General features: G+C 42.8%; 12 protein-coding genes. 11 read left to right on the top strand and 1 reads right to left on the bottom strand.

Features of this window, described 5'->3' with window-relative positions; all coding sequences use genetic code 11:
* Positions 1-41 precede the first annotated feature (41 nt).
* From napA to ftsN, 6 genes are all read left to right on the top strand, one after another.
* Positions 42-2,525, top strand: coding sequence for a nitrate reductase catalytic subunit NapA (gene napA / locus AC6H0J_RS00870; RefSeq protein ID WP_118817195.1), 2,484 nt, complete (start codon positions 42-44; stop codon positions 2,523-2,525).
* Positions 2,526-2,579: 54 nt separating this feature from the next.
* On the top strand, positions 2,580-3,419 hold the full coding sequence (gene napG, locus AC6H0J_RS00865) for a ferredoxin-type protein NapG (RefSeq protein WP_497512711.1): 840 nt from the start codon (positions 2,580-2,582) through the stop codon (positions 3,417-3,419).
* Complete coding sequence (gene napH, locus AC6H0J_RS00860) at positions 3,419-4,282, top strand: quinol dehydrogenase ferredoxin subunit NapH (protein WP_046938664.1); 864 nt, start codon at positions 3,419-3,421, stop codon at positions 4,280-4,282. The genes napG and napH overlap by 1 nt, the downstream gene beginning before the upstream one ends.
* Positions 4,283-4,287: 5 nt before the next feature.
* Positions 4,288-4,731, top strand: a complete 444-nt coding sequence (locus AC6H0J_RS00855; RefSeq protein ID WP_005636511.1) for a nitrate reductase cytochrome c-type subunit — start codon at positions 4,288-4,290, stop codon at positions 4,729-4,731.
* Between the two features lie 14 nt (positions 4,732-4,745).
* Positions 4,746-5,348 (top strand): cytochrome c3 family protein, encoded by a 603-nt coding sequence (locus AC6H0J_RS00850; protein WP_005632140.1) that lies wholly within the window; start codon positions 4,746-4,748, stop codon positions 5,346-5,348.
* 175 nt (positions 5,349-5,523) lie between these two features.
* Complete coding sequence (ftsN, locus tag AC6H0J_RS00845; protein WP_046938665.1) at positions 5,524-6,312, top strand: cell division protein FtsN; 789 nt, start codon at positions 5,524-5,526, stop codon at positions 6,310-6,312.
* A gap of 110 nt (positions 6,313-6,422) precedes the next feature.
* Here ftsN and proB read toward each other — a convergent pair whose 3' ends face one another.
* Entirely contained in the window at positions 6,423-7,526 is a 1,104-nt protein-coding gene (gene proB, locus AC6H0J_RS00840) for a glutamate 5-kinase (RefSeq protein WP_118817191.1), read from the bottom strand.
* A 101-nt stretch (positions 7,527-7,627) separates the two neighbouring features.
* Between proB and folA the strand changes: the two genes are divergently transcribed.
* The 5 genes from folA to cas3 (AC6H0J_RS00815) all read left to right on the top strand — a co-directional run bounded on the left by folA (position 7,628) and on the right by cas3 (AC6H0J_RS00815) (position 15,568).
* Complete coding sequence (gene folA, locus AC6H0J_RS00835; protein ID WP_118817190.1) at positions 7,628-8,110, top strand: type 3 dihydrofolate reductase; 483 nt, start codon at positions 7,628-7,630, stop codon at positions 8,108-8,110.
* 182 nt (positions 8,111-8,292) lie between these two features.
* Positions 8,293-9,465, top strand: coding sequence for an EmrA/EmrK family multidrug efflux transporter periplasmic adaptor subunit (locus tag AC6H0J_RS00830; protein ID WP_118817189.1), 1,173 nt, complete (start codon positions 8,293-8,295; stop codon positions 9,463-9,465).
* A 9-nt stretch (positions 9,466-9,474) separates the two neighbouring features.
* Positions 9,475-11,007 (top strand): DHA2 family efflux MFS transporter permease subunit, encoded by a 1,533-nt coding sequence (locus AC6H0J_RS00825; protein ID WP_118817188.1) that lies wholly within the window; start codon positions 9,475-9,477, stop codon positions 11,005-11,007.
* A 125-nt stretch (positions 11,008-11,132) separates the two neighbouring features.
* On the top strand, positions 11,133-13,067 hold the full coding sequence (cas3, locus tag AC6H0J_RS00820) for a CRISPR-associated helicase Cas3' (RefSeq protein ID WP_497512710.1): 1,935 nt from the start codon (positions 11,133-11,135) through the stop codon (positions 13,065-13,067).
* Positions 13,064-15,568: a CRISPR-associated helicase Cas3' gene (gene cas3 / locus AC6H0J_RS00815; RefSeq protein ID WP_118817187.1), complete on the top strand. Its 2,505-nt coding sequence runs from the start codon at positions 13,064-13,066 to the stop codon at positions 15,566-15,568. Before cas3 (AC6H0J_RS00820) ends, cas3 (AC6H0J_RS00815) begins: the two co-directional genes overlap by 4 nt.
* Positions 15,569-15,571 lie beyond the last annotated feature (3 nt).

Raw genomic sequence — 15,571 nt, 5'->3', positions numbered from 1 at the left:
ACATTTAATAATAAATCAGTGTTTAACGTGGGGGAAACGCGATGAGTTTAAGTCGTCGAGACTTTATGAAAGCCAACGCAGCTGTAGCTGCGGCAACGGCTGCGGGGCTAACCATCCCAGTCAAAAATGTGGTTGCGGCTGAATCCGAAATTAAATGGGACAAAGCAGTATGTCGTTTCTGTGGTACCGGTTGTGCAGTATTAGTGGGTACTAAAGATGGACGTGTTGTGGCATCTCAAGGCGATCCAGATGCAGAAGTAAACCGTGGTTTAAACTGTATTAAAGGTTACTTCTTACCGAAAATTATGTACGGTAAAGACCGTGTAACTCAGCCACTTTTACGTATGACAAACGGAAAATTTGATAAGAACGGCGATTTTACGCCTGTTTCTTGGGATTTTGCGTTCAAAACAATGGCTGAAAAATTCAAAGAAGCTTTCAAAAAGAACGGTCAAAATGCAGTAGGTATGTTCAGTTCTGGTCAGTCTACCATTTGGGAAGGCTACGCGAAGAACAAACTTTGGAAAGCAGGTTTCCGTTCTAACAACGTAGACCCGAATGCACGTCACTGTATGGCATCGGCGGCAGTTGCGTTTATGCGTACCTTCGGTATGGATGAACCTATGGGTTGTTATAACGACATTGAACATGCAGATGCTTTCGTTCTTTGGGGCTCAAATATGGCGGAAATGCACCCAATTTTGTGGTCTCGTATTACTGATCGCCGTATTTCTAATCCTGATGTTCGTGTAACTGTACTTTCTACTTACGAGCATCGTAGTTTCGAACTTGCTGATCACGGTTTGGTATTTACACCACAAACCGATTTGGCGATCATGAACTACATCATCAATTATTTAATTCAGAACAATGCTGTAAACCACGATTTTGTGAACAAACACACTAAATTCAAACGTGGTGAAACCAATATTGGTTACGGTTTACGTCCTGAAAATCCATTAGAAAAAGATACTAACCGTAAAACTGCGGGCAAAATGTATGATTCTTCTTTCGAAGAATTAAAACAAATTGTGTCTGAATATACACTTGAAAAAGTATCTGAAATGTCTGGTGTGGATAAGACTCAACTTGAAACTTTAGCAAAACTTTATGCTGATCCAAGCAAAAAAGTGGTGTCTTTCTGGACAATGGGCTTCAACCAACACACTCGTGGTGTGTGGGCAAACCAACTAATTTATAATATCCACTTATTAACTGGGAAAATCTCACTTCCAGGTTGTGGACCATTCTCATTAACAGGTCAACCTTCTGCTTGTGGCACAGCGCGTGAAGTTGGTTCATTCCCTCATCGTTTACCGGCAGACTTAGTGGTAACTAATCCTAAACACCGTGAAACAGCGGAACGTATTTGGAAATTACCAAAAGGTACGGTTTCTGAAAAAGTTGGTTTGGACACAATTGCACAAGATCGTGCAATGAACGATGGTAAAATGAATGTGCTATGGCAAATGTGTAACAACAATATGCAAGCTGGTCCAAACATTAATCAAGATCGTTTACCAGGCTGGCGTAAAGAAGGCAACTTCGTTGTTGTATCCGATCCTTATCCAACTGTATCCGCACTTTCTGCTGACTTAATTCTTCCAACTGCAATGTGGGTAGAAAAAGAAGGTGCTTACGGTAATGCGGAACGTCGTACTCAATTTTGGCGTCAACAAGTAAAAGCGCCAGGTGAATCAAAATCAGACTTATGGCAATTAATGGAGTTTGCAAAATACTTCACGACTGATGAAATGTGGACAGAAGAATTACTTGCACAAATGCCTGAATATAGAGGTAAAACTTTATATGATGTTCTCTTCAAAAATGGTCAAGTAGATAAATTCCCATTAAGCGAACTTGCTGAAGGTCAATTAAACGACGAATCAGAACACTTCGGTTACTATGTACACAAAGGTTTATTCGAAGAATATGCTGAATTTGGTCGCGGTCATGGTCATGACTTGGCTCCATTTGACATGTATCACAAAGCGCGTGGTTTACGCTGGCCAGTTGTCGAAGGTAAAGAAACCTTATGGCGTTATCGTGAAGGCTACGATCCATTCGTTAAAGAAGGTGAAGGTGTGGCATTCTACGGTTATCCAGACAAGAAAGCGATTATTCTTGCAGTGCCTTATGAGCCAGCAGCTGAGTCTCCAGATAAAGAATATGACTTGTGGTTATCTACTGGTCGTGTTCTAGAGCATTGGCATACTGGTACTATGACTCGTCGTGTGCCTGAATTACATCGTGCTATGCCGAACAACCTTGTTTGGATGCACCCATTGGATGCTGAAGCTCGTGGTTTACGCCATGGCGATAAAATTAAGATTTCATCCCGTCGAGGTGAAATGATTTCTTACTTAGATACTCGCGGACGTAATAAACCGCCTCGTGGCTTAGTATTCACCACTTTCTTTGATGCTGGTCAGCTGGCAAATAACTTAACGTTAGATGCGACAGACCCTATCTCAAAAGAAACCGACTTCAAAAAATGTGCGGTAAAAGTGGAAAAGGCTGCGTAAAAATCATGTAAAAACCAACCGCACTTTATTTTACCTTATCAATAAAAGAGGAAGATGAAAGTGCGGTTAAAATCTAAAAAGAAAATGAAGAAACCAGCAGTCAATCCTGAACGTAGAAAATTTCTCAAAGAAGCAACTCGTACTGCGGGTGGTTTAGCTGGCGTTGGGATTTTGTTGGGATTGCAGCAAAATCAAAGTCTTGCTCGCGAAGGTGTGCCATTACGCCCACCGTTTGCTTTGCAAGATGCGAAAGCGTTTTCTGCCGCTTGTATTCGTTGTGGACAATGTGTTCAAGCCTGTCCTTATGACATGCTACATTTAGCATCTTTATTATCGCCAGTAGAAGCGGGAACACCGTATTTTATTGCGCGTGATAAACCTTGCGAAATGTGCCCTGACATTCCTTGTGCTCATGCTTGCCCAACAGGGGCGCTTGATCGCAATGCGACAGATATTAATGACTCGCGTATGGGGCTGTCAGTACTGTTAGACCATGAAACGTGCTTGAACTGGCAAGGGTTACGTTGCGATGTTTGTTATCGGGTTTGTCCATTAATCGATAAAGCGATTACATTGGAAAAACAACATAATCCACGTTCTGATAAGCATGCGTTATTTATTCCAACAGTACATTCTGATGCATGTACCGGATGTGGGAAATGTGAGCAAGCTTGTGTGTTAGAAGAAGCTGCGATTAAGGTTTTACCAATGGATCTTGCAAAAGGTATGTTAGGTAAACATTATCGTTTGGGCTGGGAAGAAAAAGCGAAAGCTGGCCATTCTCTTGCGCCTAAAGATATGATTTCGTTGCCAACTCGCACGCCAGAAGGAACAACTGTAATTCCTGAACCGGCAGAACCAGTGCTTGCACCTATTTTAGGGAGTGGCAAATAATGGCAAATACACCAAAATTTGCAGGTAAAGAGTCGCGAGAAAAATGGGGCTGGTGGTATGCAAACCGCTTTTTGTTTTGGCGTCGATTAAGCCAACTTAGCATTCTTGCGATGTTTTTAAGCGGCCCTTATTTTGGCGTGTGGATTTTAAAAGGCGATTATAGTGGAAGCTTATTGTTCGATACTATTCCATTAAGCGACCCTTTAATTACAGCAGAAAGCTTGGCTGCAAGACATTTACCTGATGCTCTCACTTTGATTGGTGCAGCAATTATTGTGTTATTTTACGCAGTGCTTGGTAGTAAGGTGTTTTGTGGTTGGGTATGTCCGCTAAATGTTGTGACGGACTGTGCGGCGTGGCTACGCCGTAAGTTAGGCATTCGCCAAACGGCAAAAATTTCGCGCGGTTTACGTTATGGTATTCTTGCGCTTATTTTACTAGGCAGTTGCGTAAGCGGAATGTTGCTTTGGGAGTGGGTTAATCCAGTGGCTGCACTTGGCCGTGCCTTTATATTTGGTTTTGGTGCAACAGGTTGGCTATTACTTGTTATTTTTCTTTTTGATTTATTGATTGTAGAACATGGTTGGTGTGGACACCTTTGCCCAATTGGTGCTGCTTATGGTGTGATTGGTGCAAAAAGTTTAATCCGTATCAAAGTGATTGATCGTGCAAAATGCGATAATTGTATGGATTGCTACAATGTTTGTCCTGAAGCCCAAGTGTTACGTTCACCTTTACATGGAAAAAAAGACGAAAGCCTACTTGTGCTTTCCAAAGATTGCATCAGCTGCGGACGTTGTATTGACGTTTGCGCTGAAAAAGTTTTTAAATTTTCGACCAGATTCGATCATTCAGGGGAGTGATTAATATGACTAAACAGGTATCTAAAATTTTAGCGGGATTATTTACCGCACTTTTTGCTGGCTCACTGATGGCATCTGATGCACCAGCAGTGGGAAAAGATTTAACGCAAGCTGCAGAAAATATTGCTCCAGCATTTCATAATGCACCGCGTCAAGGTGAATTACCAGCATTAAACTATGTAAACCAACCTCCAATGGTTCCACATAGTGTTGCAAATTATCAAGTGACAAAAAATGCGAACCAATGTTTAAATTGCCACAGTCCAGAAAATTCTCGTTTGAGTGGTGCAACTCGAATCAGCCCAACTCACTTTATGGATCGTGATGGTAAAGTGGGTTCAAGCTCATCACCACGTCGTTATTTCTGTTTACAATGTCACGTTTCTCAGTCAAACGTAGATCCGATTGTTCCAAATGATTTCAAACCGATGAAAGGTTACGGAAACTAATTTAAGAGGTCTATATGTCTGAGAAAAAACCAAATATCTTAAAGCGTTTCTGGCAATGGTTTAGAAAACCAAGCCGTATGGCGATAGGTACGATTATTATTTTATCAGCTATTGGTGGTATTCTTTCTTGGGTTGGTTTTAACTATGGTCTAGAGAAAACTAACACAGAGCAGTTCTGTGCGAGTTGTCATACTCAAGATGCTTATCCAGAATATTTGCATAGCGTGCATTATCAAACTCGTACAGGTGTGGGCGCAAGCTGTCCAGATTGTCACGTGCCGCATGAATTTGGCGCAAAAATGAAACGTAAAATTGTTGCGGCGAAAGAAGTATTTGCTCACTATACTGGAAAAGTGGATACCTTAGAAAAATTCAATGCACATCGTTTAGAAATGGCTGAAAACGAATGGGCTCGTATGAAAGCTAACGATTCTAAAGAATGCCGTAACTGTCATAAAGTAGATCGTATGAACTTTAACGATCAACGTTCTGTGGCAGCACGTATGCATGAAAAAATGAAGACTGAAGGTAAAACTTGTATCGACTGTCATAAAGGTATTGCGCACCAATTACCTGATATGAGTGGCGTTGAGTCAGGATTCAAAGACGAGAAATAATTTTCTCAAAATATTGTGAAAAAATACCGCACTTATCTAATAAGTGCGGTATTTTTATTTTATGTTTATACACGATAATCTATTGATGTTAGTCTTTATTTAAAGCCTATTTTTCAGTAAACTTAGCAAGTTTTATTAAATTATTAAAATATTACTTAAAATTTAGGAATTTATTGTGGCTCACCGAGATTTTGCCGCGCGTCGCGGTTCAAATAATAAGAAAAAAACAAAAAAGAATAAGAATATTCTGATCATCCTCGCTTTAGTCATTGTGTTGGCTTTTGGCGTAGGACTTTATTTGTTGAAAAATAAAAATAGCGAAGCTGTAGTGCAACAGGCTGCGACACAACAAGAAAAAACGCAACCTAAAAGTGTCTTACCTAATCGTCCAGAGGAAGTTTGGAGTTATATCAAAGCATTAGAAACTCGAACTGTTCCTGTTGATAATAAACTTACAAGTGTAGAGCAAAATATGCGTTTAACCGAAGAACAACGCCAAGTTCTAGTTCAAATGGAAAAAGAACAACAAACTGCGGAGGAAGCTCGTAAATTAGCGGAGCAACAACGTGCAGTAGAAACGGCGAAAGCTCAACAAGTACAAGCAGCACAAAAAGTAGAGCAATCGAAAAAGTCTGAAGCAGTAAAAACAGAAACAGTGCAACCTGAATCTACACAAAAACAAGAACAACCAAAAATTGAGACAGCTAAAAAGGTTGAACAACCTAAAACTACGGATAATTTGAACGGTGGTAAAAAATTCGGTTTACAATGTGGCGCTTTCAAAAATAGAGCGCAAGCTGAAAATTTGCAAGGACGCTTATCAATGACTGGGTTAAATGCACAAGTACAAGTGAATGGCGAGTGGAACCGTGTTCGTATAGCTGGTTTTTCTAGTAGGGATACTGCAGTGCAAGCGCAAAGTAAAGCTAAAAGTGTAGCGGATTGTGTTGTAATTGGTATGTAATTCTAATCTAACATTGTTGAGTTATCTTGATACCTTAAATTGCATTATTGAATAAAAGATCCCAACTAAAAGTGCGGTGCAATTAGTTGGGATTTTTTCATTAAGAATTATTACAAAATAATCATATCATCACGATGCATTGCTACTGCACCGTATTCATAGCCTAAAACATTTTCAATGTCTGCTGATTTTCGGCCCCTAATTAATTGTAGAGCATCGCTGTTATAGCGTGGCATACCTAGTGCAATGTCTTTACCCGATTGAGTGCGTATTTTGACTACTTCACCACGCGAAAAACGTCCTTCCACGTTAACAATGCCAGCGGGTAATAAGGATTTATTTTGTTCAAGAATGGCGTTTTGGGCCCCTTCATCAACAGTGATGATGCCTGCAGATGGCGCAGCGAAAAGCCATTGTTTGCGACTTTCTAATCGATCAGATTGATGGGCAATAAATTTTGTACCAATATTTTGTTCATAAGCAAGATCAGCGATCACATTTGGGCGATTACCTGGTGCAATAATTGTTTCAATTCCAGAGCGAGTTGCAACATCGGCAGCAATGATTTTTGTCATCATTCCTCCAGTGCCAAGATTAGTCCCACTGCCACCTGCGATTGAGCGAATGTGCTCCGTGATTTGTTCTACAACTGGAATTAATTTTGCTCCAGGATTTTTACGCGGATCACTATCAAATAAACCTTGTTGATCAGTCAATAAATAAAGTTGTTCCGCTTGAACAAGAATAGCGACTAATGCAGATAAATTGTCATTATCGCCAACTTTAATTTCTGCGGTCGCCACCGCATCATTTTCATTAATTACAGGAATTATGTGATTATCTAAAAGTGCGTGTAAAGTATCTCGCGCATTTAAAAAACGTTCACGATCTTCAATATCGGCACGAGTTAATAAAAGTTGTCCGATATGAATATCATAAATAGCAAATAATTTTTCCCAAGCCTGAATTAATTGGCTCTGGCCAACCGCTGCAAGCAGTTGCTTTGATGCAATAGTAGGGGGTAATTGAGGATGATTCAGATAATGGCGACCCGCTGCAATAGCGCCAGAAGTAACGATCACTATACGAAATCCATCATTATGCAATTGCGCAATTTGACGAACGATTTCCATCATGTGCGGTGAATTCAGTTTTGGCGACCCCTGTGTTAGGGTACTTGTACCAAATTTCACTACGATTGTTTTTTTATTCATAGTCGTTTCCAAATTTCTTAAAATTGGCATTAACGTTATCACTAAATCAATGAAAAATCACCTAATATCAGGTATAGTAACAGCAAATTTTAGGGGGATTTATGACATTTAGTTTAATTGTGGCGACGACATTAAATAGCGTGATTGGTAAAGATAACCAAATGCCTTGGCACTTGCCTGCAGATTTAGCGTGGTTTCGTCAGAACACCACTGGCAAACCTGTTATCATGGGACGTAAAACGTTTGAAAGTATTGGTCGCCCGCTACCTAAACGCATTAATATTGTACTTTCTCGTCAGCCCTTTGAACGAGAAGGCGTGGTATGGAAAGATAGCCTTGAAAGTGCGGTCGATTTTGTCAGAGATTTTGATGAAATTATGTTGATTGGTGGGGGAGAGTTATTCAAACAATATTTGCCACAAGCAGATAAGTTATACCTTACTCAAATTCAGGCAGAACTAGATGGTGATACTTTTTTCCCTCAAGTGAATTGGGATGAGTGGGAAATTGAATTTGACGAATATCGTAAGGCGGATGAACAAAATCACTATGATTGTCGATTTTTGATTCTTACACGAAAATAAATCAAATTAATGAGACTATATTTTTAGAGCATTGATTAATCTAGAAAATAAAGAGATGATGATTTCCCTTGAGTTCCCCTTTTTAAAGTTTCATAATGACCCTTCATTTTTATTTTTGATAGTTTTAAAGGTTATCTCAAATATCTCATTTTTAAACATTATCCCAACTTAGGGAAGGCATTATGACGCAAACTGCAACTGAAACCCCATCAACTAAATCTGTATCAAATAAAACTAACCGTAAAAAAGGCTTAAGCATTTTTATTCTTCTCCTGATTATTATTGGTATTGCTTGTGCTTTGTATTGGTTTTTCTTCTTGAAAGATTTTGAAGAAACAGAAGATGCTTATGTGGGTGGAAATCAAGTGATGGTGTCATCACAAGTTGCGGGCAATGTAGCGAAGATTAATGCTGACAATATGGATAAAGTCCATGCAGGTGATATTCTAGTTGAATTGGATGATACGAATGCAAAACTTAGTTTTGAACAGGCCAAAAGCAATCTCGCCAATGCTGTACGTCAGGTAGAACAACTCGGTTTCACTGTGCAACAATTGCAATCAGCTGTGCACGCCAATGAAATTTCTTTAGCTCAAGCACAAGGCAATTTGGCACGCCGAGTTCAACTTGAAAAAATGGGTGCAATTGATAAAGAATCTTTCCAACATGCAAAAGAAGCCGTTGAGCTTTCCAAAGCAAATTTAAATTCTTCTAGAAATCAATTAGCGGCCAATCAGGCTTTATTGAGTAACGTTCCATTACGTCAACAACCGCAAATACAGAATGCAATGAGCTCACTCAAACAGGCTTGGTTGAATTTACAACGTACAAAAATTAGAAGTCCAATTGATGGCTATGTGGCACGTCGTAATGCTCAAGTTGGACAAGCCGTTTCAGTGGGTGGCGCGTTAATGGCGGTGGTATCTAATGAACAAATGTGGCTAGAAGCTAACTTCAAAGAAACCCAATTAACGAATATGCGCATTGGCCAGCCGGTGAAAATTCATTTTGATTTATACGGTAAAAATAAAGAATTTGATGGCGTGATAAATGGTATTGAAATGGGGACTGGCAATGCGTTTTCTCTTTTGCCTTCACAAAATGCTACAGGTAACTGGATTAAAGTGGTGCAACGTGTACCTGTGCGAATTAAATTAGATCCACAACAATTTGCTGAAACCCCATTACGAATTGGTCTTTCTGCAACGGCAAAAGTAAGAATTGCAGATTCATCTGGTCCAATGTTGCGAGAAAAATCAGAACCGAAAACTTTATTTGCTACTGATACACTTAAATATGATGAAAGTGCGGTAGAAGATTTGATTGAATCTATCATTCAGCAAAACAGCCATTAAGGCGGCGTTATGGACAATTCCGCAAAAAAATTCCCGCCTATTCAAGGTGGTGCCCTGATTTTATTAACGCTGGCTTTATCTCTCGCCACCTTTATGCAGGTATTAGATTCTACGATAGCAAATGTGGCGATTCCTACTATTGCGGGCGATCTTGGCGCATCTTTTAGTCAAGGTACGTGGGTAATTACTTCTTTTGGGGTTGCAAATGCGATTTCTATTCCAATAACAGGTTGGTTAGCAAAACGTTTTGGCGAAGTGCGGTTATTTTTAGTCTCAACTTTTTTATTCGTTGTTTCTTCTTGGCTTTGTGGGATTGCAGATAATCTTGAGGCTTTAATTATTTTTCGCGTCATTCAAGGCGCTGTAGCAGGCCCTGTGATTCCTCTTTCGCAAAGTTTATTATTGAATAATTACCCGCCAGAAAAACGTGGAATGGCATTGGCATTTTGGTCAATGACTATTGTGGTTGCGCCTATTTTTGGTCCAATTTTAGGCGGATGGATTAGTGATAATATCCACTGGGGATGGATTTTCTTTATTAATGTTCCGATTGGTTTATTAGTTGTGCTAATCAGCTGGAAGATTTTGGGTAGCCGAGAAAGTGAAATTGTTCATCAACCCATTGATAAAGTCGGTTTAGTTTTACTTGTCTTAGGCGTGGGATGTTTGCAATTAATGCTTGATCAGGGGCGTGAGCAAGATTGGTTTAATTCTAATGAAATCATTATATTAGCTGTTGTTGCTGTTGTTTGTCTGATTGCTTTGGTTATTTGGGAATTGACAGATGATAATCCTGTAGTAGATATTTCGCTTTTCCATTCTCGTAATTTTAGCGTAGGGTGTTTATGCACCAGTTTAGCCTTTTTGATTTATTTAGGTTCTGTGGTATTAATTCCGCTCTTGCTACAACAAGTCTTCCATTACACCGCGACGTGGGCTGGGCTTGCGGCTTCCCCAGTTGGATTATTCCCAATTTTGCTTTCACCGATTATTGGGCGTTTCGGTTATAAGATCGATATGCGAATTTTAGTGACGATAAGTTTTATTGTATATGCAATAACATTTTATTGGCGAGCGGTGACTTTCGAGCCATCAATGACCTTTGCTGATGTGGCTTTACCACAATTAGTGCAAGGTTTGGCCGTGGCCTGTTTCTTTATGCCGCTTACCACAATAACGCTGTCTGGCTTGCCTGCGCATAGAATGGCTTCTGCATCTAGCTTATTTAACTTCTTGAGAACTTTAGCGGGTTCTGTAGGGACATCTTTAACCACATTTATTTGGTATAACCGTGAAGCTGTTCACCATACTCAATTAACAGAACACATTAATCCTTATAACCCAATTTCCCAAAGTTTTTACCATCAAATGAATCAATTTGGTTTAAGTGATGCCCAAACTTCAGCTTACCTCGCTCAACAAATAACATCGCAAGGATTTATTATTGGCGCAAATGAGATATTTTGGTTATCAGCTATGGGATTCTTAGGATTGTTTATTGTGATTTGGTTTGCAAAACCACCTTTTGGCGGGCGGCATTAGTAGCGTATTATTTAAAATATAAATGATTTAATCTCAAAATTTATCAATGTAAACATGGTTGAATTAAAAGAGGATTAGGAGTAGATTAGGCCAAATAATAATCATAAATATAAGGGATTATTTTTATGTTTACTAAGCCTCTCTACTACGCCCATTCCGCGCAAGACGAACTCGGCAATCTCTTACCTTACGAACATTGGCAAACCTTACAAAGCCATTCAGTCAATGTGGGCGAAATGGCGGCGGAGTTTGCTCGGGTATTCGGTGCGCAGGAAATTGCCTGCCAGACGGGACGGCTTCATGACTTAGGGAAATATTCAGAAGCCTTTAATCACCGATTGCATGGTGGCTCATCAGTCGATCATGCCACTGCCGGAGCCAAAATTGCCATCGAGCGTTGGGGAAATGTTATCGGCAAGCTGATGGCGTTTTGCATTGCGGGGCATCATGCCGGGCTGGCAAATGGAAATGGCGAAGGCGATAACCGCCGCACGTTAAAACATCGTTTGGCGTTGCAGTTCGGTGCAGATATTCCCACCCTCGATAACCTATGGCAACAAGAAATCAAGCTCCCTCAAAACCTGTCCGCACCGCCACTCAAAGCCGACGCGCATCATCCTTTTTTCTCCTACGCCTTTTTCACCCGAATGCTCTATTCCTGCTTGGTGGATGCTGATTATCTTGACACCGAAGCCTTTTATTCAAACCTAGAAAACAAAGCCGTCGAGCGCGGCGGTTATCCCGATTTAAACGCCTTACAACACAATTTCAATCAATTTATCAACAATTTCAGACGACGTATCGCCCAAGCCCCAGAGCAAACCAAAGCCGAAAAACGCAATGCCGCCTTAAACCGCCTGCGTAGCGAAATTCTCGATCATGCTGTAGAACAAACGGTACAACCGCAAGGGCTGTTCACGCTCACCGTGCCGACCGGCGGAGGTAAAACCTTCACTTCCATGGCGTTCGCGCTGGAACACGCCAAACAGCATGGCATGCGGCGCGTAATTTACGTCATTCCGTTCACCAGCATCATCGAGCAAAACGCCGCTGAGTTTCGCAAAGCCTTTGGCGAATTGGGTGAACAAGCCGTGTTGGAACACCACAGCACCTTCGACGACGGCAAACTGCAAAATGAGGCCACCAAAGACAAATTGTGCCTCGCCTCGGAAAACTGGGACGCGCCGATTGTCGTGACTACCGCCGTGCAATTCTTCGAATCCCTCTTTGCCGACCGCTCCTCGCGCTGCCGCAAGCTGCACAACATCGCAGGCTCCGTCATCATCCTCGACGAAGCGCAAATGCTGCCGCTCAATCTGTTGCTGCCTATCATGCAAGCCATCAAAGAATTGGCGCAAAACTACCGCTGCAGCGTCGTCATGTGCACCGCCACCCAGCCAGCTGTGCAAGCCGAAAACGGCTTCTATCGCGGCTTTGAAAACGTGCGCGAAATCGCCCCAAAACCGACCGCACTTTTCGACAAACTGCGCCGCACCACCGTGCAACACATCGGCACACAAACCGACGCCGACCTGCTCGCCAAACTTGCCGAACACCCGCAAATGCTCGTCATCGTCAACAACCGCCGCCACGCCCGCAGCCTGTACGACCAAGCCAAACACCTTGAAGGCACATTCCATCTGACCACCTTAATGTGTGCCAAACACCGCAGCCAAAAACTTGATGAGATCCGAGGTCGTCTGAAAAACGGCGAACCCTGCCGCGTCATCGCCACCTCCTTAATTGAAGCCGGCGTTGATGTGGATTTTCTGCTGGTGATGCGCGCCGAAGCAGGCTTAGACAGTGTTGCGCAAGCCGCCGGACGCTGCAACCGCGAAGGCAAAAGGCTACCTGAAAACAGCTTTGTATGGATATTCGCGCCCGAAGAACAATGGAAAGCCCCGTCTGAACTTGCCACCCAAGCCGCCGTTATGCGCCTGACCACCGATGAGTTTTCAGACGACCTCATTCCACAGATTTTCGATTTCTCAACACCTCAAGCTATTTATATGGCTTGTTCGTTAAATTTTGCACGTTTCAAATTTGGAGAATCGATGTGAATTTCGACTATATAGCCCACGCTCGCCAAGACTCATCAGAAAATTGGCATTCTCATTTACTACAAAATCACCTGAAAAAAGTCGCTCAACTCGCCAAGCGTTTTGCAGGGCGTTATGGGGCGTTGTTTGCCGAATATGCGGGGCTTTTGCACGATTTGGGGAAATTTCAGGAAGCTTTTCAGAAATATATCCGTAATGCATCCGGCTTTGAAAAAGAAAATGCCCATTTGGAAGATGTCGAATCTACCAAGTTGCACAAAATTCCGCATTCCACTGCCGGTGCCAAATATGCGGTAGAACGTCTAAATCCATTTTTCGGGCATTTGCTGGCATATCTGATTGCAGGACACCATGCGGGATTAGCGGATTGGTATGATAAGGGGAGCTTAAAGCATCGTCTGCAACAGGCAGATAATGAATTGGAGGCCTCTTTGTCGGGCTTGGCGGAGAGCGGTTTGCCCAAAGATTTTTTCCCGTTATCCGATGATGACTTGATGCGGGATTTTTTTGCGTTTTGGGAAGACGGGGCAAAGCTGGAAGAGTTGCACATTTGGCTGCGTTTTCTCTTTTCCTGTTTGGTGGATGCCGATTTTTTGGATACCGAAGCCTTTATGAACGGCTATGCCGATACGGATGCTGCGCAGGCTGCTGGATTGCGCCCAAAATTTCCCGGTTTGGATGAGTTGCACCGACGATATGAGCAATATATGGCGCAACTTCATGAGGAATCAGATAAAGATTCATTCTTAAATCAAGAACGCCATGCCATTTTGCAGCAATGTTTTTCTGCCGCAGAAACCGACCGCACTTTGTTTTCTTTAACCGTGCCGACCGGTGGCGGTAAAACTTTAGCGAGCTTGGGGTTTGCTTTGAAGCACGCGCTGAAATTTGGCAAAAAACGTATTATCTATGCTATTCCTTTCACCAGTATTATCGAGCAGAACGCCAATGTTTTCCGCAAAGCATTAGGCAATGACGTGGTATTGGAACACCATAGCAATTTAGAAGTGAAAGAAGATAAGGAAACAGCGAAAACTCGTCTTGCTACGGAAAATTGGGACGCGCCGCTGGTTGTTACCACTAATGTGCAACTGTTTGAAAGCCTGTTTGCGGCGAAAACCAGCCGTTGCCGCAAGATTCACAATATTGCCGATAGCGTGGTGATTTTGGATGAAGCCCAGCAGCTTCCGCGCGATTTCCAAAAGCCGATTACCGACATGATGCGGGTGTTGGCGCGCGATTACGGCGTTACCTTTGTGCTGTGCACGGCAACCCAACCGGAGCTTGGCAAAAATATCGACGCATTCGGTCGCACTATTTTGGAAGGCCTGCCGGACATGCGCGAGATTGTGACGGATAAAATCGCCTTATCGGAAAAACTGCGCCGCGTCCGCATCAAAATGCCGCCGCCAAACGGCGAAACGCAAAGCTGGCAGGAAATTGCCGATGAAATAGCCGCGCGTCCGTGTGTTTTGGCAGTGGTCAATACGCGAAAGCACGCCCAAAAACTCTTTGCCGCCCTGCCTTCTAACGGAATCAGGCTACATTTGTCCGCCAATATGTGCGCTACGCACCGAAGCGAAGTGATTGCGTTGGTTCGCCGATATTTGGCACTGTATCGCGCAGGCAGCTTGCACAAGTCCTTATGGCTGGTCAGCACGCAGTTGATTGAAGCCGGCGTGGATTTGGATTTTCCTTGCGTTTATCGGGCGATGGCAGGGCTGGATAGTATTGCCCAAGCGGCGGGACGGTGCAACCGTGAAGGCAAACTGCCACAGTTGGGTGAAGTAGTAGTATTCCGTGCCGAAGAAGGCGCGCCCAGCGGCAGCCTAAAACAGGGGCAGGACATTACCGAAGAGATGCTGAAAGCAGGGCTGCTCGGCGACCCGCTTTCCCCGTCGGCATTTACCGAATATTTCTGCCGTTTCAACGGCAAAGGCGATGTGGATAAACACGACATTGCAAGACTCTTGACGGCAGAATCATCAAATGAAAATCCGCTGGCAATCAAATTCCGCACTGCAGCCGAACGTTTCCGCCTAATTGATAACCAAGGCGTGGCACTCGTTGTGCCGTTTATCCCATTGGCTCATTGGGAAGAAGGCGGCATTCCGCAAATCGTCAAAGCAAACGAGCTGGACGATTTTTTCAGACGACATTTGGACGGCGTGGAAGTTTCAGAATGGCAGGATGTTTTGGACAAACAACGCTTTCCGCAGCCAACCGACAATTCCTTCGGGCAGACCGACCAACCACCGCTGCCCGAGCCGTTTGAAAGCTGGTTCGGTCTGTTGGAAAGCGACCCGCTCAAACACAAATGGGTTTACCGCAAGCTGCAACGCTACACGATTACTGTGTACGAACACGAACTGAAAAAGTTGCCTGAACATGCCGTTTTTTCCAGAGCAGGATTGTTGGTGTTAGATAAGGGCTATTACAAAGCGGTGCTTGGTGCGGATTTTGATGATACGGCTTGGCTACCTGAAAATTCGGTTTTATGAAAT

Source organism: Haemophilus sp. THUN1691 (assembly GCF_059704425.1).
This window is presented reverse-complemented; position numbering and strand designations above follow the sequence as displayed.